At 60.1% G+C, this 18,350-nt stretch carries 12 protein-coding genes; all 12 read right to left on the bottom strand.

From position 1 onward, the window contains the following. Positions 1–109 precede the first annotated feature (109 nt). Entirely contained in the window at positions 110–3,193 is a 3,084-nt protein-coding gene (locus tag FOI68_RS02245) for an efflux RND transporter permease subunit (protein ID WP_143862190.1), read from the bottom strand. Between the two features lie 3 nt (positions 3,194–3,196). Then, positions 3,197–4,420, bottom strand: a complete 1,224-nt coding sequence (locus FOI68_RS02240; protein ID WP_143862189.1) for an efflux RND transporter periplasmic adaptor subunit — start codon at positions 4,418–4,420, stop codon at positions 3,197–3,199. Positions 4,421–4,673: 253 nt separating this feature from the next. Further along, positions 4,674–6,485 (bottom strand): oligoendopeptidase F, encoded by a 1,812-nt coding sequence (gene pepF, locus FOI68_RS02235; protein WP_255433313.1) that lies wholly within the window; start codon positions 6,483–6,485, stop codon positions 4,674–4,676. A gap of 124 nt (positions 6,486–6,609) precedes the next feature. Further along, positions 6,610–7,899: a UDP-glucose dehydrogenase family protein gene (locus tag FOI68_RS02230; RefSeq protein WP_143862187.1), complete on the bottom strand. Its 1,290-nt coding sequence runs from the start codon at positions 7,897–7,899 to the stop codon at positions 6,610–6,612. Between the two features lie 9 nt (positions 7,900–7,908). After that, a complete protein-coding gene (locus FOI68_RS02225) occupies positions 7,909–8,985 on the bottom strand; it encodes a glycosyltransferase (RefSeq protein ID WP_370512095.1) in 1,077 nt (358 codons plus the stop codon). Positions 8,986–9,103: 118 nt separating this feature from the next. Further along, positions 9,104–9,916, bottom strand: a complete 813-nt coding sequence (locus FOI68_RS02220; RefSeq protein WP_143862244.1) for a glycosyltransferase family 2 protein — start codon at positions 9,914–9,916, stop codon at positions 9,104–9,106. Between the two features lie 5 nt (positions 9,917–9,921). After that, a complete protein-coding gene (locus tag FOI68_RS02215) occupies positions 9,922–10,968 on the bottom strand; it encodes a glucose-1-phosphate thymidylyltransferase (RefSeq protein ID WP_029099655.1) in 1,047 nt (348 codons plus the stop codon). 123 nt (positions 10,969–11,091) lie between these two features. Next, positions 11,092–12,285 carry a glycosyltransferase family 4 protein gene (locus FOI68_RS02210; RefSeq protein ID WP_143862185.1) on the bottom strand — a complete coding sequence of 398 codons (1,194 nt, stop codon included), beginning with the start codon at positions 12,283–12,285 and terminating at the stop codon, positions 11,092–11,094. Beyond that, positions 12,266–12,625 carry a hypothetical protein gene (locus tag FOI68_RS02205; protein WP_029099653.1) on the bottom strand — a complete coding sequence of 120 codons (360 nt, stop codon included), beginning with the start codon at positions 12,623–12,625 and terminating at the stop codon, positions 12,266–12,268. Before FOI68_RS02205 ends, FOI68_RS02210 begins: the two co-directional genes overlap by 20 nt. A 207-nt stretch (positions 12,626–12,832) precedes the next feature. Continuing rightward, positions 12,833–13,528 (bottom strand): DnaD domain-containing protein, encoded by a 696-nt coding sequence (locus tag FOI68_RS02200; RefSeq protein WP_029099652.1) that lies wholly within the window; start codon positions 13,526–13,528, stop codon positions 12,833–12,835. A gap of 125 nt (positions 13,529–13,653) precedes the next feature. Further along, complete coding sequence (asnS, locus tag FOI68_RS02195; RefSeq protein ID WP_143862184.1) at positions 13,654–14,943, bottom strand: asparagine--tRNA ligase; 1,290 nt, start codon at positions 14,941–14,943, stop codon at positions 13,654–13,656. 269 nt (positions 14,944–15,212) lie between these two features. After that, the gene (locus FOI68_RS02190; protein WP_255433312.1) at positions 15,213–18,200 is read right to left on the bottom strand and encodes a WIAG-tail domain; all 2,988 of its coding nucleotides are present in this window, start codon (positions 18,198–18,200) and stop codon (positions 15,213–15,215) included. Positions 18,201–18,350: the final 150 nt, after the last annotated feature.

Here is an 18,350-nt window from a genome sequence, read left to right as displayed (position 1 = left end):
CGGCCTCATCGGCAGCATGGCGAAGGCTGCAGCCCGTGTGCGCATGGATGCCAGCAGCAAGGGCCCCGGGATGGGGCCCTTGTTCGGATTCGCTGCGGACCGGTGCCGCTTACAGTTCGGCGGCCGGCACCTTGTTCTTCGCCTGCTTTTTGGCGAGCCGTTTGGCTAGACGGGCCGCTTTGCGGGCCAGCCGGCGCTCCCTGGCGCTCTCAAACAGCGAGTACAGGACCGGCACCAAGACCAAGGTGACCATCGTGTGGAAGATCAGGCCGGAGATGACGGCCGTCGCCAGCGGCGCTTCCAGGTCGGACCCCTCGGCGATGGCCAGTGCCATCGGCAGCATGCCGAGAATGGCGGTCAGTTTGGTCATGATCACGGGCCGCACGCGGTCTTTCGTGCCCTGCAGGATGGCGTCCATCAGCGCCATGCCCCGGCTGCGCAGCAGGTTGATGCGGTCGATCAGGAGAATGGCGTTGGAGACGACGATCCCCACCAGCATGATGATCCCGATCATCGCCATCTCGCCGAGGATCCGCTGCGTCAGCACAAACCCGAGGATGACGCCGACCAGCGCCATCGGAATGGTCAGCATGATCAACAGCGGCTGGGACAGACGTCCAAACTGCGCCACCATGATGACGTAAATCAAGGCGATGACGCCCAGAAAGACGAACAATCCCTGCGTCATGTTGGCGCTCTGCTCTTTCAATTTGCCAGCGATCTCCACCTTGTACCCGGCCGGGACGGCAAGCGCAGGCAGTTTCTCCGCCACCTGGCGGCCCACCGTCCCCAAATCGCTGCCGAGCAGTTCAGCGGAAACGGTAACGATCCGCTCCCCCTTTTCACGGGCGATGGTGACCGGCGACTTGCTGTACCGCCACTCCACCAGTTCGGAGAGCGGCACCTGCTCACCCGTTTTGGAGCTGATCATGATTTGGTGCAATTGCTCCGGATGCTTCAGCCAGTTGTCCGGCATCCTGGCGACCACGTCCACCTCAATCCCGTCCGACGTGATCGTCGTGACCGGCTGTTCCCCGATCATCATGCTGATCTGCTGCAGCAGGGAGCGGGGATCCACCTGCAGCCGGGCGAGCGCGTCCTGCTTGGGGATCAAGGTGATTTTCTCCTTGCCCTCCCTGAAATCGTTGCGGATGTTGGTCACGCCCGGGATGGTTGCCAGCATGGCTTCCACATCGCCGGCGAGCTGCCGCATTTTCTCCATGTCTTCGCCGACGATGTCCAATTGGACAGGGGGCTCATTTCCCTGGCCGCCAAATGCGGTCGAGATGCTCTCAATGCCGGGAATCGCCTTGAGCCGGTCGTTGATGTCCTGGGTCAGCGCTTCCTTGTCGCGCTCCCGTTCCTTCTTTCCCTTCAGGGAGATGAAGAGTTCCGTCTTCTCCTTGTCACCGAAGAAAAAGACGTCTTTGACTTCCGGTATTTGCCGGAGAGAGGCTTCCGCCGCCACGCCCGCCCGCTGCGCATCTGCCAGCGTGGACCCGGTCGGCATGGTCAGCGAAGCGAACACCAGGTTTTCGTTCGCATCGATGCCCTGCCCCATTTTGACAAAGGGCAGGAGGAAGGTGGAACCGACAAAGATAACGATCGCGAGGATGACGGTTTTCACCCTGTGGCGCAAGGCCACCTGCAGCAGCCGGTTAAACCACAGCACGATCGCGTGATCCTTGCCTGCGTCCTCCAGCGACACGTTCTTGTCCTTGTTGAGAAACCGGTCGGAAAACACCGGGACGAAGAAGAACGCGGCGATGGTCGACGCCACGATGGCCGACGTGACCGTGAAGGCGATCGACTGCAGAATCGGTTTCAACCAGTCTTCAAAGTCGGCAAAGACCAGCGGCAGGAAGACGATGATAATCGTCAACTGCGAGGTGAACACCGGGGTCAGCACTTCCCGCGTTCCTTTCACGATCGCCCGCTGCAGCGGCTCCCCTTTTTCCCGGAACTGGTAAATGCTTTCCAGAACGACAATGGCCGCATCAACGATCAGGCCGACCGACAGGGAAAGCGACAGCAGGCTCACCATGTCGATGTTGTACCCGCCCCATTTCATCGCGATGAACGTCATCAAGGCGGACAGCGGAAGCGTCGTGGCGATGACCAGCGTCACGCGCCAGTTGCGCAGGAAGACGAACAGAATGATGATGGCCAGCGCCCCGCCGATCAGCACGTCCCGGCTGAGGTTGCTCACGGCGTGCTGAATGTACGAGGCGGCCTCAAACATCACCTTCAGTTCATAACGTCCGCCGGCTTCGGCGTTGATCTGTTTCACGACCTCCTCCACGTTCCGTTGGGTGGTGATCAGATCGCTCCCTTCCGCCCGCTTGACGCTGAGGTGAACGAACACGCTGCCGTTTGTCAGCGCGATCGAATCCTTTACCTTGCCGCGCAGATCCTCAATCGTCGCCAACTGGTCCAGCGTCACCGTCCCTTCCGGCGTGTCGATGTTCAACCGGCTGATTTCCTGGACGGTCGTGTAGGTGTTGTCGATCATGACGACGGTGTCAAACCCGGGATTCTCCAGCGTTCCGACGGCCTGTTTCCAGTTGGTCGCCTGGAGCTGCTCCATCACCGATGCGGGCGTCGTGCGGTAGGCGGACAGCCGTTCCGGCCGCAGCGTGACGGCGATCTGGTTTTCAAAACTGCGGTCGGACACTTCCACTTCCTTGACCCCGGGGACGGATTCGATCCGGTCCTTGATCGCGGTCTTCGCCAGGCCGAGCATGGTTTGCGGGTCCGCCCCCACCAGGGCATAGTCAATCAGGGCATCGTCTCCGAAATTGGCCTGGTTGACGTTGACCGTGTCAACCGCCTTGGGGAATCCGTTGCGCAGGCGGTTCACCGCGTTTTGCACGTCCTGCTTCACTTTGTCCCCTTTGCCTTCTTCGGCGATCACCGTGATGCTGACGTGCCCGGTGGAGGTGGTGGACGAGTACTCTTTCACGTCGGCAATCGACTTGATCTCCTGTTCGATCTTCTTCGTGACCTTTTCTTCCATCTCCTCGGGCGGAAGCGAACCGCCGGAAACGCTGACGGTAATCCACGGGAAGTTGGTCTTGGGAACCAGCTCCACTTGAAAGCTGAAAAGCGAGCCGAGCCCGGCGATGACGATGACAAAGGTGACCAGAAACACAATCAGGCGCCGCTTCAGCAAAAAGAGAATCGTCTTTTCCATGCGTTATTCCCCTTTCGCCTCCACTTTTTGCCCTTCAACGTAGAACGTAATGCCGGTGCGCAGCAGTTTGTCGCCCGGTTTGACGCCGGAGACAATTTCCATCTGGTCCCCGACCAGTTGGCCCGTTTTCACTTCCCGCTTGACGATGACGCCGTTTTCCACCGCCATCACATAGTGGGTAGATTCGCTCACGCCGACGCTTTCCAGCGGCACGAGAAAACCGTTGATCGTCCGGGGGATCTCCACGGTCGCCACCATCCCCCCGCGCCATGCGCCTTTCGGGTTGGGGACGGTCACTTCCACCCGAAACTTCCCGGTCTGCTTGTCGACCACCGGCGACACGAAGGTGACGGTTCCCTCGTTCTTCTGGCCGTCTTCGCCGATTACCTGGACCTTGGCCTTTTCGCGGAACTGGCTGATCAGCTCGTTGGTGACGTCCAGCGTCACTTTCACCTCCGACAAATCGACCAGATGGATGATGGCTTCGCCCGGATTGGCCAGTTCGCCCACCTGCTTGGAGACATCCACCACCGTACCGGCGAACGGGGCGACGATTTTGGTGTCGTCGAGCGTCTTTTTCGCCCGCTCCACCTGACCGGCCGCCTGTTTCAGCGAAGCGTTGGCCATGGCGATGTCTTCGGGCTGGGCTCCCTTGAGCAGTTCATCGAGGGCCAGCTTGGCGTTGTTCACGGCTATCTGCGCCTGGTCCACGGCCCATTTCCGGTCGTTCCATTCGCTTCGGGAGATGGCGCCGCCTTCGAACAGCTTTTGGCCCTGCTCAAACTCCCGCTTGGCCTTGTCCAGTTGGTTCTGGGCGCTTTGCAGTTGCAGACGCTGCTGTTGAATTGCTTCTTCCGTCGCACCCTTCAACGTCTTGCTCTTGCGGGCCGCCGCTTCTTCCACCTGGCCTGCCGCCGCTTCCACTTCCTTTTGGTAGTAGCGGGTATCCAGCGAGGCCAGAAGCTGACCCTGGGCGATTTTCGCCCCTCTCGTCACGTGGATGGCCGCTACCGTGCCTCCCGTGCCAAACTGCAGGATGGCATCTCGCTTCGCTTCCACGATGCCGGTCACGGTCAGCACGACGGGGTGATCCGGCTTCTTCACCGTCAGCACCTCGACGACTTTGGCCTTGGCGGGCTGCTCTTTCGGCGGTTGAGCCGTTTCCGGTCCGCAGCCGGCGGTGATGGCCAGCAGGGAAGCAAGAAAGATGGATGCGCGTTTGCTCACAATGATTCCTCCAAGTCTGTGACAGTCATTTCCAAGGGATATTGTGCCAGGAGTCCCGTCTTTCCAAAACAGTCAGCGGGTGGAACTTCCTCTCCGCCTCGAGACGGAGCCACCCCCGGCACTTCTCCCTGGACAGTACTACGTCGTACATGGAAAACCGTTACAGGATATGACCAAAAAATGGACAACAGACCGAACACAGCAAAAGAACGCAAAAAAACCGGGACATGCTGTCCCGGTTTTGTACTTCCGTTTACTTCGCTTCCGCCAGTTGTTCCATTTCCGCGAGCATCTCGGCGAAGACGCCCAGCGCCTCGCGGATCGGCTGCGGCGAGGTCATGTCGACGCCCGCTTTTTTCAGCAGATTGAGCGGGTAGTCGGAGCTGCCGCTCTTCAAGAACTGCAGGTACCGCTCCACCGCCGGCTGCCCTTCTTCGAGAATTTGCTTGGCCAGCGACGTGGCGGCGGAGAACCCGGTGGCGTATTTGTAGACGTAAAAGTTGCGATAGAAGTGGGGAATGCGCGCCCACTCCAGATCAATCTGGCTGTCCACGACCATTTCCGGCCCGTGGTAGGCCACGTTCAGCTCGCGGTAGATTTCGCTCAGGCTGTCGGCCGTGAGCGGCTCATCCTGTTCCGCCTTGGCGTGCACGGTTTTTTCAAACTCGGCAAACATGGTCTGGCGGAAGACGGTGCCGCGGAACTGCTCCAGGTAGTAGTTGATCAGGTACATCCGCTGCTTTTTGTCCGTGGTCGTCTTCAGCAGGTGGTGCATCAGCAGCGCCTCGTTCAGCGTAGAGGCCACCTCGGCGACGAAGATCTTGTAGTCGGCGTAGGTGTACGGCTGCGTCTGATTGGAGTAGTAGCTGTGCAGGGCGTGCCCCATTTCGTGCGCCAGGGTAAACATGTTGTTGACGTTGTCCTGGTAGTTCATCAGCACAAACGGATGCGTCGTGTACGCCCCCCAGGAGTACGCGCCGCTGGTTTTGCCCTGGTTTTCGTATACATCGATCCAGCCGCCCGCAAATCCTTCGGCGAGGACGCGGCCGTACTCCTCTCCCAGCGGCCGCAGCGCTTCCTTGATCGTCTCCACCGCCTGCTGATAGGGAATCTTCATCTCCACTTCCGGCACGATCGGCACGTAGAGGTCGTACATGTGCAGTTCGTCCACCGCCAGCATCTTTTTGCGCAGCGCGATGTAGCGGTGCATCAGCGGCAGGTGCTCACGGATGGTGGCGATCAGGTTGTCGTACACCGAGATGTCGACGTTGTCGGCAAACAGGGCGGCGTACAGGGCGGACGGGTATTTGCGGGTGCGGGCGTAGAACACGTCCGCCTTGACCGCAGACGTGAGCGAGGCGGCAATCGTGTTGCGGTGCTTGTCGTACGTGGCGTACAGCGCCTCGAACGCCTCCTTGCGCACACGGCGGTCCTTGCTCTCCATGAACTGGACGTACCGCCCCTTGGTCAGCTCCACCTCTTCGCCGTTTTCATCGGTGATCATCGGGAATTTGATGTCGGCGTTGTTCAGCATCCCGAAGATCTTGGACGGCGCCGAAGCCAGTTCGCTGACGTTGGCCAGGATCGCCTCCTCCTCGGCCGACAGCGTATGCGGCTTGTAGCGGGTGATTTCGTCCAGCAGGATGCGGTAATGATCCAGCCCCGGCACCTGACTGATCCACGCTTCCAACTGCTCGGTCGGGATCGCCAGAATTTCCGGCTGTATGTACGAAATCGCTCCGTATACCTGCGTGCTCAGGGCGGTCGCCCGGTCGGTCAACGCCTGGTAGGTGCTGTTGGTGTTGTCTTCGTCACGCCGCATGCGGGCGTACACGTACACCTGGTCCAGTGTCATCAGCAGTTCGTCCTGCAGCTTCAGGACCTCCAGCAGTTGTTGGCCGGACTGCGACAGCGTGCCTTTTTTGGCCGCGATCTGCTCGGCCATCTCCTTTACTCTGCGGACGTCGTTCTCCCAGTCAGCGTCGCTTTTGTAGATGTCCTCCAGCCGCCACTTGTACTCGGCCGGAATTTCGCTTCGCTTCGGCAGGTTTTTGCTTTTGTTCACCGCGATCACTCCCTCAGTTTTTTCGTCTCGTTGGGGAACCATTCCATATGTGTATGGTAGCGCATTCTGCCATCCGGTTCAAATGGCCCCGTACGCAAAAAGCCGACTTTTCTCGACGGAAAAGTCAGCTTCTGCCCACGCCGGCATAGACGAACCCGGCTTTCGACAGCGCTTCGGCCGGCCAGGCGTTGCGCCCGTCAAACAGCACGGGAGCGTTCATCGCCGCCTTCACCCGCTGCCAGTCAAGGTCTACGCAGTGTTTCCACTCCGTCACCAGCAGGGCGGCATCCGCAGCCTGGAGCGCCGCATACGGGTCGGACGCGAACGCCACCTGAGGGTACAGCCGGGCGACTGCCGGAGACGCCACCGGATCGTAAGCGGACACCGCCGCCCCTTCACGGAGCAGAACATCCAGCACCTTCAGGGACGGGGCTTCCCGAATGTCGTCCGTATTCGGTTTGAACGCCAGGCCCAGCACGGCAATCCGCCTGCCGTTCAGCGCCCCCATCCGCTCGCGCAGCCGCGCGATAAACCAGTCCGGCTGCGTCGCATTCACGTCCCGCACCTTCTCCAGGATGGAGAGGGAGACGCCGTGCTGTTTGGCGAGCTGCAGCAGGGCGATCGTGTCCTTGGGAAAACACGACCCGCCGTAGCCCAGCCCCGCCTGCAAAAACTCCGGCCCGATCCGGCTGTCCAGCCCCATCCCGCGGGCTACGGTCTGCACGTCCGTGCCCAGCACCGCGCTCAGCCGGGCCAGCTCGTTCATAAACGAAATCTTCGTGGCCAAAAACGCGTTGGACGCGTATTTGATCAGCTCCGCATCGGCCCGCGTTGTGAGCACGCGCGGCGCCGTTACCCCTTCGTACAACCGTTCCAGGACGGCAAACGCCTCATCCGCATCGGCCCCGATCACGATGCGGGACGGCGACAGCGCGTCCTGCAAGGCGCTCCCTTCCCGCAAAAACTCCGGATTGGACGCCACGTGAATCCCCCCGCACGCGGCAAGCCGGGCGGCCACGCGATCGGCCGTACCGACAGGAACCGTGCTTTTGATGGCAACGGTGCGCTGCTTCGGCACGTCGTCCTGCAGGGCGCGAATGTCATCCACGGCGGCAAACAGATAGGACAGATCGGCCGAACCGTCGGTCGCTTCCGGCGTGCCGACGCAGATGAACAGCACCTCCGCATCGCGGGCGCCCTCGTTCAGACTGGCGGCAAACCGAAGCGCGCCGCTGTCGACCGCCCGGGCCAACGCTTCCTCCAGACCGGGTTCGTATATGGGGCAGATTTTTTGCTTCAAGCGGCTGATTTTCGCCGCGTCGACATCCACGCCCGTCACCCGATGTCCGTGCAAGGCGAGGGACACCGCCGTCGTCAGACCCACGTATCCCGTACCTACTACGGCTACCTCCATCGTTTCACCTCATCGCTGCTTTTTCAGTACGCGCAGATACAAGGCTTCCAGTTTTGCGCGCTGTTTCTCTATATCGTGGCGGCGCTCCACCTTTTCTCTCGCCCGGATCACCACGTCCGGCCACCGGTCCTGCTCCTTCAGCACGCGTTTCATCATGTCGGCCAGCTTGGAGACGGACCGCTCCGGTACGAGGTATCCCGTCCTGCCGTGTTCCACCAGTTCGGGAATGCCCGCGTGATAGGTGGAGATGACCGGCCTGCCGGTCGCCATCGCTTCCATCAGGACGTTGGGAATGCCTTCCTGGTTGCCGTTTTTCGCCGTTTTGCAGGCGATGACGAACACATGGCAGTTCGCCAGTTCACGCCCAACCTCCTGATGAGGCTGGGTGCCGCGCAGCGTAACGGCATGCTGCAGGCGATGGCGCCTGATCAGGCGGCGCAGCTTCTTCTTCTCTTCCCCGTCGCCGACGATCGTCAGCGTCGCACGGGGAAACTGGGGACGGATGCGGGCAAACGCCTTTATCAGCGTATCCATCCCTTTCTTTTCTGTCAAACGGCCGACGCTCAACAGGCGAAACGCCCCGTCGACGACCGGCTGCGGGGGCTGCAGGGGAAATTTGCGCAGATCGATCCCGGAGCGGATCAAGGTGATTTTTTTGCCGGGACAGCCGAGCCGGATCAGCCGCCGCTTCATGTGCTTGCTGACGACCGTAAACGCCTTCCCTTGACGGAACAGCCGCTTCAGCGCGCGGCGGTAACGGCGGTCCTCCTGCACGCGCTTGGTGGCGTCAAACCCGTGAAAGGAGGTGATCAGCGGCAGTTTCGCCTTCCGCGCATGCGGCAGCAGCTCCAACCCGGCCGGGCCGAATCGGGCGTGCAGGCATGCGATCTTCTTTTTTTTCAGCCAGCCGGCAAGACCTTTGAACCGTCTGCGCACGTACACGGGCCAGTAGGGAAACTGCTCGCGGTTGCACGGCCGCCGCGTCAGCACGACCGGCTTCACGCGCTGGTGGCCAAGCAGTTGTTCGTAGATGAACGTCTCGCTTTTCGGCAGGAATTTTCGCCGGTAGACAAGAACCCGATGCATGCGATGGCCTCCCGATTTCATGTGTGAGCCGTTTTGGACGGTGCGCATGTCTGCGCGCTGCTGTTCGCGGGGGCAGTCAAGAAACGATCCCCCGCCCATCCCGTGGTCGGCACGGTTCTCATCCGTCTTGCCGCCTCACTCTCTTCAGCCGCTTGATGATGAGATACCCGCTTTTATAGCCGTAGACGGGTTTGTATTCGCCCCCCCAGCGCATGAGAAAGTGCTGGAAGGTCTCTCTGCGGAGCTGGTTCCGTTTCCATTTCATCTCTTTGTCGGTAAGCTGTCCCCGGTGCTTGGTCCTGTTGTACAGCTTGCGGTTGATCCACTTCACGGGGTACCGTTCAATCAGCCGGAGAATCATTCGCCGGTCTTCCATGATCCGCCCCTCATACGGATCAGAGGTATCCCATCCTCCCACCTCCCGCAAGGCGTCTACCCGATAGCACCGCGGCGCCACCATCCAGCGGGTGTACTGTAAAAAGTCGTATTTGTTGTGAAACTGCTTGTGTGTGATCAAAAACGGATCGCAGCAGCGCCCGCGCCTGACCCGCCAGATTTTCACGTTTCCGTAGAAAAGCGCCGTGTTCTTCTTGTCTTTGCGGATGTATCGCTTCAGGATGGACAGTGTCTCACTCGGCAGCCAGTCGTCCGAATCCAACTGGACCAGAAACGGCGTATCCACCATCGCCAGCGCCTGGTTCATCACCTTGGAAATGCCGGAATTCTCCTCCATCCGGTAGTACTGGATGCGGGGATGCATCAGATAGGGGGCCACTTTCTGGTACGTCTGGTCTGTGGACGCATCGTCCATGATCAGCAATTTCCAGTCCGTGGACGTCTGTTTGAGCACGCTGCGGATCGCCTTGTCGATATACGCTTCCCGGTTGTACGTGGGAATGACAACGGTGAAAGTAGGGGTCTCCGGCGTCATCGTCGTCATGGCGGATTCCCCTTTGCCCCGGGCATGCGGATGGAGGATTTGTCGCTGAGGATAAACACCCCTCCGCTGTCCGCTGCGCTGCCGGCGAGATGGGAGGAACGGCCAAACACGCTGTTGGTCACCGGCCATTCCACGTCCTTGAGCGAGCTGTTCTCGAGCAGAATGCTGTTTTCAATGTGCTTGCAGTTTTTCAACTGAACGCCATCCTGAATGGCGACATAGGGACCCAGCCGGCAGTTCTCGATACGGCAGCGCTTCCCGATCACCACCGGGCCGACGATGGTGCAGTTTTCCACAATGCTGTCGCTGCCGACCTCGTGCCGGACGCCCAGCTCCTGCTTCAGCATCCAGCGGTTGGCCTCGAGCCAGCGTTCAATCGTTCCCACATCCGTGTATTTCCCGTTGGTGACGGTATGGGCGATGTGATAGCCGCGGTCAATCATCGATTGGATCGCGTCCGTGATTTCGTATTCGCCGCGGCTGGACGGACGCAGGGTGGCAATCGACGCAAAGATCGGGCGGGTAAACAGATAGGCGCCGATCACTGCGAGATTGCTTTTGGGCCGCTGCGGTTTTTCTTCTACGGAGATCAGACGCTCCTCCTGTATTTCCGCGATCCCGTAATCCTCCGGTCTGTCCACCTTGCTCAGCATCACGACACCGTCCGCACGGGTGCGGGTAAAGGTCTGCGTCAGCTCGTGCAGGGAATCCATCAGTAAATTATCGCCCAATAGCAGGATAAACGGTTCGTCACGCAGGAACGGCTGCGCCAGCTGCACGGCATGGGCGATTCCCAACGGCTTTTTTTGCTCAAGAAAGGTAATGGTAGCCCCAAATTGACTACCATCGCCCACATATTGAGGAATTTGCATTTGGGACGGTTGTATGACAATTCCGATGTCACGCACACCCACTTCACGCAGTTTGAGTAAGCAGTAGTGTAAAACCGGGTGATTCGCCACAGGGAGGAGGGTTTTGGGTTGGGAATAGGAAAAGGGGTGCAGGCGGGTACCGCGTCCAGCACACAAGATTAACCCTTTCACGACAATCACTCCCCAGTTGTGCTCTGCGATACTTATAAGGTATGCGGCTTCCCCCTTCTGAACAGGGCGGACGTCCACAACCGGGAAAGAACGGGCGACCACCCATTCCGGCCGGTCGTCAGCTCAGCCGATGCTGCGCAGCGGCTGCCTGCCCTGTGCCTGCTTTCGCCCTGTGCGTTTGGCGATGACTTCCTCGAATACGCGCAGATACTCCTGGGCAGTCGCGTGCCAGGAGAATTGCCCGGCTCGCATCAGCGCCCGCCGTCCCATGTCGGAGCGGAATCGGGGAGCGCTCCACAGCGTCTCCCAGACGGCCGGCAGTTCCTTTGGCCACTCCTTGGGCGGAATGAGAAACCCGCTTCCCAGGTGGTTGACCACTTCCCCGATGCCCCCCCGCGGCGTGGTGATGACCGGCTTGCCGGAAGCCATCGCTTCCAGATTGACGCGGCAAAACGGCTCCTGCCAGACCGACGGCGTCGCCACCACGTCGCCGATCTGGTAGTACAGCGGCATCTGCGCGCCGGGCACGAAGTTGACGAATATCACCGCGTCGCCCAGCGGTTCCGCCAAGGCTTTCAGACGGCGCACGTAGGCGTTCTCGCGGTTGCTGCCGTATCCCGTCCCTCCGACGATCACCAGCCGCGCTTTCGGGTCCCGTACTTTTACGTTCCGAAACGCCGTCAGCAAAACGTGGACCCCTTTTTCGCGAATCAGCCGGCCCGCGTAGAACAGCACCCGATGATGCGACTTCAGCCCCAACTGCCGGCGCAGTTTTTTCACCGCGCGGCTGTTTCGGGCCGCCTGATAGGGCGCAACGTCCACCCCGAGGTGTACGGCGTGCACCTTTGACGCGGGCAGCCGGAGTTTTTCGATAAAATGGCTGCGCAAATACTCGCTGTTCGTGAGAATGCCGTCCGCCAGGCGGCCTACCCGCCGCATTTGTTCCGGGCTGATGAGCGGCGGGGACGCGTAGACGTGGGAGTGCATGTTCACAACGATCGGCGCACGGGGAAAATGGCGCCGCAGCGCCGGTACAAAATGCGGCCGGTTTTCCACCAGAATCACGTCCGGCTGCCGCTTGCGCAAATCGCGGATCACCCTGCGCAGGTATGGGCGCGGACCGCTGTAGGCGAAGCGGACGAACTCCCGGTGTTCCTCCCGGGCGGACTGCGGATAGTCGGGACACGTGCGGGTGTAGATCGTCACCTGATGCCCCGGCCCGAACACTTTGCTCACTTCGTCTATATCGTGCTCCACGGAGCTGCCCTTGACCGGCGGCACGGAAAACGGCCCGGGGCTAATGATGGCGATGTTCATCTCGCTCTTTCTCCCACTCTTTTTTCAAGGAGAGGACGACCTGGTACAAGTACTCGCACTCCCGTTTCTGTTCGGCTTCCAGCGCCTTGAAGCGTTCCTCCCAGGCGGCGAGCGATTCCCTCAGCGCAGCCACCTGCGCCTCGAGCTGTTCGATCCGCTCCTTCCACAACGGCTCCTCAGGCTGTTCGATCCGCTCCTTCGACGCCGGCCCTTCAAACGGAAGCAACTCCGGCAGTTTGACGGAGGTAACCCGTTCGACGGCTTCCTCGATGATGACATGACCGGAAAAGACGCCCGGCATGACCCAGTGGGGCGGTTCCCCTCGTTTTCGCTTCTCCACGGCAACATCCCTCCAACCTGCGTGCCCCGGCGGCAGCGCGTCAACGTGCGTCGCACGTCAAACCGATGCCGCACGGGCACACGTCACGTATTTCGTAATATGGTATGAAGCGATGCGGAATTGGGTACGTGTACAGCCGCAAAACCGCGGCAGCGGCCGTTCACGCACCGGACCGTGCCCAACATAAAACCGCTGTGACTCACGTGCTCACAGCGGTTGCCGGTAATCGCGCGAAGGGGCCTGTCGACGAAAGCGCAGACTGTAATGCCGCGCCTCCTCCACGCTGGTGATCTGTTGTTTTTGCCACTCCAGGAGAATCCGGTCGATGTAGCGGATGTGCAGTTTGCCCACGGCAGCCGCTTCCCGCAGGGCGGTCAGGATCAACTCCTCCGGGTGGCCGTCCTGCTCGGTCCACATGTGGATCGTCTCGATTTCAAAAGGGGACAGGGGACGTCCGAAGGCCTGTTCGAACCGGCTGTACAGACCGGCCGGCTCCTCGGCGGACGCCGCAGCCGCCTCGGCGAACGGTTCCGCCACCGAGTCGACGATACGGGAAGCCGTGAGCTGCTCGCGCCAGCTCTGGTACAACTTGCGGTACAGCGGCGTCAAATTGTACTGCTCATGGCGCAGCCCCGTTTGCTGGTCAATGTATTCGTCAATCCTGATCCACTCTTCCTTCAACAGCTTTTGCAGCGTCTGGATCAGCCTCGCGGGCGTGAGGGACATGCGCTCTTCCAGCTCCTGCAGGGTGGGAAACCGGTTCCCCTCCTGCTGAAACGACAGCAGATGGATGATCAGCATCATCTCCTCGTCGGAAAGAGACATGCGCTTGTACATTTTCAACAGCAGATTGGAGACGGACGTCGCGCCTTCTTGCAGCAGTTGCAGAATATGGGAGTCCATGAAAAGCTTTCACCTCATTGACGGGCCGGTCATCCGGCAAATCCAGGCAAGCGAACACCCTGCCGCCCTCCGGCAACAGGGTGTCGGGCCGTCAGGCAGCCAGGCTGCCGAATACGGTCGGGTCATTATGGGTAGAGACGGTACAGCATGCGCGGGAACGGAATCGTCTCACGCACGTGGTCAAGTCCGCAAATCCAAGCGATCGTCCGCTCCAGCCCGAGGCCGAAACCGGAGTGCGGCACCGTGCCGTATTTGCGCAGATCCAGGTACCACTTGTAGGCGTCTTCGGACAGATGGTGTTCTGTAAAGCGCTGCTCCAGCAGGACAGGATCGTCAATCCGCTGGCTGCCGCCGATAATTTCGCCGTAGCCCTCGGGGGCGATCAGGTCGGCACAGAGAACCACTTCCGGCCGGTTCGGATCCGGCTTCATGTAGAAGGCTTTGATCTCGGTCGGATAGTGGGTGATGAAGACCGGCTTGTCAAAGTGCTCGGCGATCATCGTTTCGTCCGGCGCGCCGAAATCGTCGCCCCACTTGATGTCGCTGCCTTTTTCCTGCAGCAGCTTGATCGCGTCGTCGTACGTGATGCGCGGGAACGGAGCCACCACGTTTTCCAGCTTGCTGGTGTCGCGGTCCAGCGTTTTCAGTTCGCGCTGGCAGTTTTTCAGAACGGACTGCACGATATGGGAGACGAACGCCTCCTGAATGCGCAGGTTTTCTTCGTGATCGACGAAGGCCATCTCGGGCTCGATCATCCAAAACTCGATCAGGTGGCGGCGAGTTTTGGACTTTTCCGCACGGAACGTCGGCCCGAAGGAGTAGACGCGCCCCAACGCCATGGCGGCTGCTTCCATGTAAAGCTGGCCGGATTGCGACAGGTAGGCGTCCTCGTCAAAATACTTGGTGTGGAACAGGTTGGTCGTTCCCTCTGCGGATGTCGGCGTGAGAATCGGCGGATCCACCTTGTAAAACCCGTGCTGCTGGAAAAACTCGGTAACGGCGCGGATCACCTCGGAACGGATCGCCATCACGGCTCGCTGGCGCGGCGTTCTCAGCCACAGGTGACGATGGTCCATCAAGAAGTCAACGCCGTGCTCCTTGAGCGAGATCGGGTAATCGTGAGCGATCTGGATGATGTCGATTCCGGTTACCGTCAGCTCGAAGCCGCTGGGTGCCCGCTCGTCCGCGCGCACTACGCCGGTTATGTACAGGGAGCTTTCCTGAGTCAGCTTGGAAGCCGCTTCCCACACCGCTTCCGGCACCTCGGCCTTGACCACGACGCCCTGGATAAAACCGGAGCCGTCGCGAAGCTGCAGGAATTGTATTTTACCGCTGCTGCGTTTGTTGTAAAGCCAGCAGCCCAGTCGCACTTCTTGTCCCACGTGCTGCCCGATCTGGGCAATGGTCGTCATCATCGGCTTGTTTTCCCTCCAATATGCCATTCCAAACAAATTCCGACTTGGTTGTAACGAATCAATTATACTATCGGGTATGCACAAATTCAATGAAAGACTGACCGGCCTTAGGTGACCATAAAAATATTATGGTAACTGATTGGGGTTCTGCGGATCGCGGCAACCCCGGGTAAAACGTGACGAACGTGACTGTTCCGTCTGCAGGTGAGCGGGCGCAACAAAACAGGGCCCTCCCTTCGCACTGCCAGAGAGGCCCCGTTTCGCTGCTGTCAGTGTTGATTCGTCTCATCCGGATGGACGGAGTGCGCGGCGCCCGGTTCGTTTTCGGCGAACCGCTCATTCGCTTCCACGGGATGGCCGTCTGGTTCGGGCACCGGCTCCTCCCGCTTCGATCCCGTCGCCGCCTCCGAGGGACCGCGGGCGTCCTCTGCCGCGTCCGGTTCGATGGCCGCTTGGGCCGAATGGACCTGCCCGCGCGCCGCATTCGTCGCCGCACGCTGTACAGGTGCTTGCCCTTGGACGTCACCCTCCACATCTTCGGGCTGCCCGAAGTCTTCGTCATGGACATCTTCAGCCTCTTCCGTCTCCGCTTCTGCGCTCGGGTCGAGGTCCGGTTCTTCGTCCTCCTCCGTCAGCACGACCGGCAGCTCCTCGTTCAGCGCCAGCGCCGTTCCTTTTTCCCCGACCGCAATCCACTGCAGTACGCCAGAAGTCTCCTGGCCAAAACGGGTGCGGAACACGTTCACGACGGCATAGGTCCGGCTCGTGTACTTGAGTGACGTACAGCATCCCGCCTGATTGGTCATGGCGATCAGACAGTAATGGGGGTCCACGTAGGGAACGTTGAGCCGGATGGTCACATCTGTCGATTTTTTGCCGGCAGCCAGGCGAAACGGAACAAATCCGAACTGCTGCAGGGTGATCCCCTGTATGCTGCCGGTTTCCACCGGCCGAAACGACAGCTTTTCCGGTGTGACAGAAGCATCGGCCAGATGCTCCGCGGCGATCGCCTTCTCCGTCACATGCTTGGCGGTTACGGCGCGGTCTGCCAATTTATCGGCCGTCACGGCTCCGTCCGCCAGCTTTTCCTGCGTCACGGCGCCGGCTGCCAGCTTCTCCCGAGTCACAGCCTCCTCCTTCAGGTGAACCGCAAACACGATGGATTCCTGCAGATGGTGAGACCCGATGCTTTTCCGCTGCACGTGTTCGGCATGAACGGAGCCGTTGGCCAGCTTATCCCGATTGATCGACCGGTCGACGATGTGATCCGTCGTCACCGCAAACACGTCCAGCTTTTCGCCGTCCACGCTGCGTGCCGCCAGCTTTTCCCGGGTGACCGCCTGATCGACCAGCAGTTCGGTGCCAATCAACTCCGGCTGGAGATGGTGAGGGCCGATCGCCTGCGGACAAATGTGGTCGCTGTCGACGATCCGGGGGGTGAGCAGGTCGCGGGTCACGCTGCCGGGAGCCAGGTGCTCACCGGTCAGGCTGCCTTTCACCACGTGCTCCCCGGTCACCGAACGGGCTTCCAGTTTGGTACCGTCCACGCTGCGGTCCGCCAGTTTCTCCCGGGTGACGCTGCCGTCCGCCAGCTTTTTCGCCGTCACGGCGCCTGCCTGGATGTGTTCGTTCTGCACGGAACCGCTCACCAGATGCTGGGCCTGCACGGATTTGTCGGCCAGTTTTTCCCCGGTGATGACGCCTTTTGACAAGTGACGTCCCTTGATGGACTCCGTCGCCAGTTTCGCCGATGTGACGGCCCCGTCCGCCAGCTTGGGGGTCGTGACGCTCAGTTCCGTGATTTTGTCGGTGGAGACGGATTCGCTCGCCAGCTTCGACGTGGTCACCACGTGATCTGCCAGGTTGTGCGTCTGGATGATGTGATCCTTTAAATGAACGTTGCTGATGATGCGCTCGCGCAGATGCACATCCTCGATTGCGCCCCTGGCCAGCTTCTCCTTCGTGATGGCCCCCTCGGCGATGTGTCTGGCTTCGATCGACTCATCGGCCACATGGACCCCGTAGACGCTGCGCGGCGCCAGCTTGTCGGCGTCCACCGCCTGATGGGCCAGTTTGCTGGTGGTCACCTGCTGGTCGCCGATTTTCTTGCTGGTCACCACGTTGTCCTGCAGATGACTGGTTTGAATCACGGCCGCCTGCAGATGGATCCCGCTGACGGCTCCCCTGGCCAATTTCTCGCTGGTGACGCAGCTGCTGTCCAAATGCTCCGTCTGAACCGCAAATGGTGCCAGCTTTTGGCCGTTGACCGCCTCCGGAGCCAGATGATGGGGGCCGATGATGAGATGGGCGATATGCTGCTCCTCGATGCAACCCGGCATCAGGTTGACGCTGTCCACGGCACACTCTGCCAGATGCTCGTGCAGAATCGCCCCGTGTTTGATGTGCTGGGATTCGACCGCTTCCTCGTCCAGTTTGCTTGCGGTCACTGCCGCGTCCCTCAGTTTGTCGGTCGTGACCGCGCCGTCCTCCAGCTTGACGGAGTTGATGATAAAGTTGGCCAGATTGCCTTTTTGAATCGCGCCCATTTTGATCTTTTCCGACGTGATCGCCTGATCCTGGATCAGCTCGCTGGTGATCGCCTGTTCCTGAATGTGCTTGGTTTGGATGGCCCCCTCGGCAAACTTGATCGAGTCGATCGTCTTGTCCGCCAGCTTATCCGACGTGATGCTGTTGTTCATCAGCTTGTCACCGGAAATGGAGCGGTCCTGGATCATCTCGCCGGTAATGACGTTTCTGCCGATGTGGACGGATTGGATGGCATCCGGGGCAATCTTGCCGGAAGTGACGCTGTTGTCGGCCAGCTTGGCGCTGTCGACGGCGTAGTCTTTCAGCAGGCTGTTGTCGATGCTGCCCGGCTTGATCTTGGAAGCGTCGATCGCCCGGTTCGCGATCTTTTCGGCCGTCACCGCCTGATCGCTCAGATCATCCGTATAGACAAAGGAATGGCCTTGCTCTTGTTTCCGCTCCTTGATGATCTTGGAGAACATTGTTTGATTGGAGGAAACGTTCTGGGGGGGAACATTTTGCAGGGGCGGGATGACGGCGCTGCTTTTGTTGGTAGTTGGGACCGGTTTCGGCTCGATTTCTTCGTAATCGTCTTCATCCGTCAATTCCGACTCCAGCCGTTCGAGCCAGACCAGGTCCGATGTCTGCGGCAGAAAGGGAATCTCGAACGACTCGTTCTTCGGGCTTTTTCCCAAGGATTTGTTCAGTTTTCGTCGGTTTAATCTTGCCATTGGGTCTCCTTCCCTTCTGATGTCTCTCCCATGTGCTCTTGTAGAATATTCAACACGGGCGCGGTTGGGTACCCTGTCCCGGAAAAAAAAGTCCGAGACTTCCGCAAGACGGATCAGCGGAAACAGGCACGGCCTCTTCCCAGGCAGACG

The sequence above is a fragment of the Brevibacillus sp. LEMMJ03 genome (assembly GCF_007197875.1).
GTDB classification, from domain to species: Bacteria; Bacillota; Bacilli; order Brevibacillales; family Brevibacillaceae; genus Brevibacillus; species Brevibacillus thermoruber.
The sequence above is the reverse complement of the archived record's forward strand: the minus strand, read 5'-3'. Positions and strand labels throughout refer to the sequence as shown.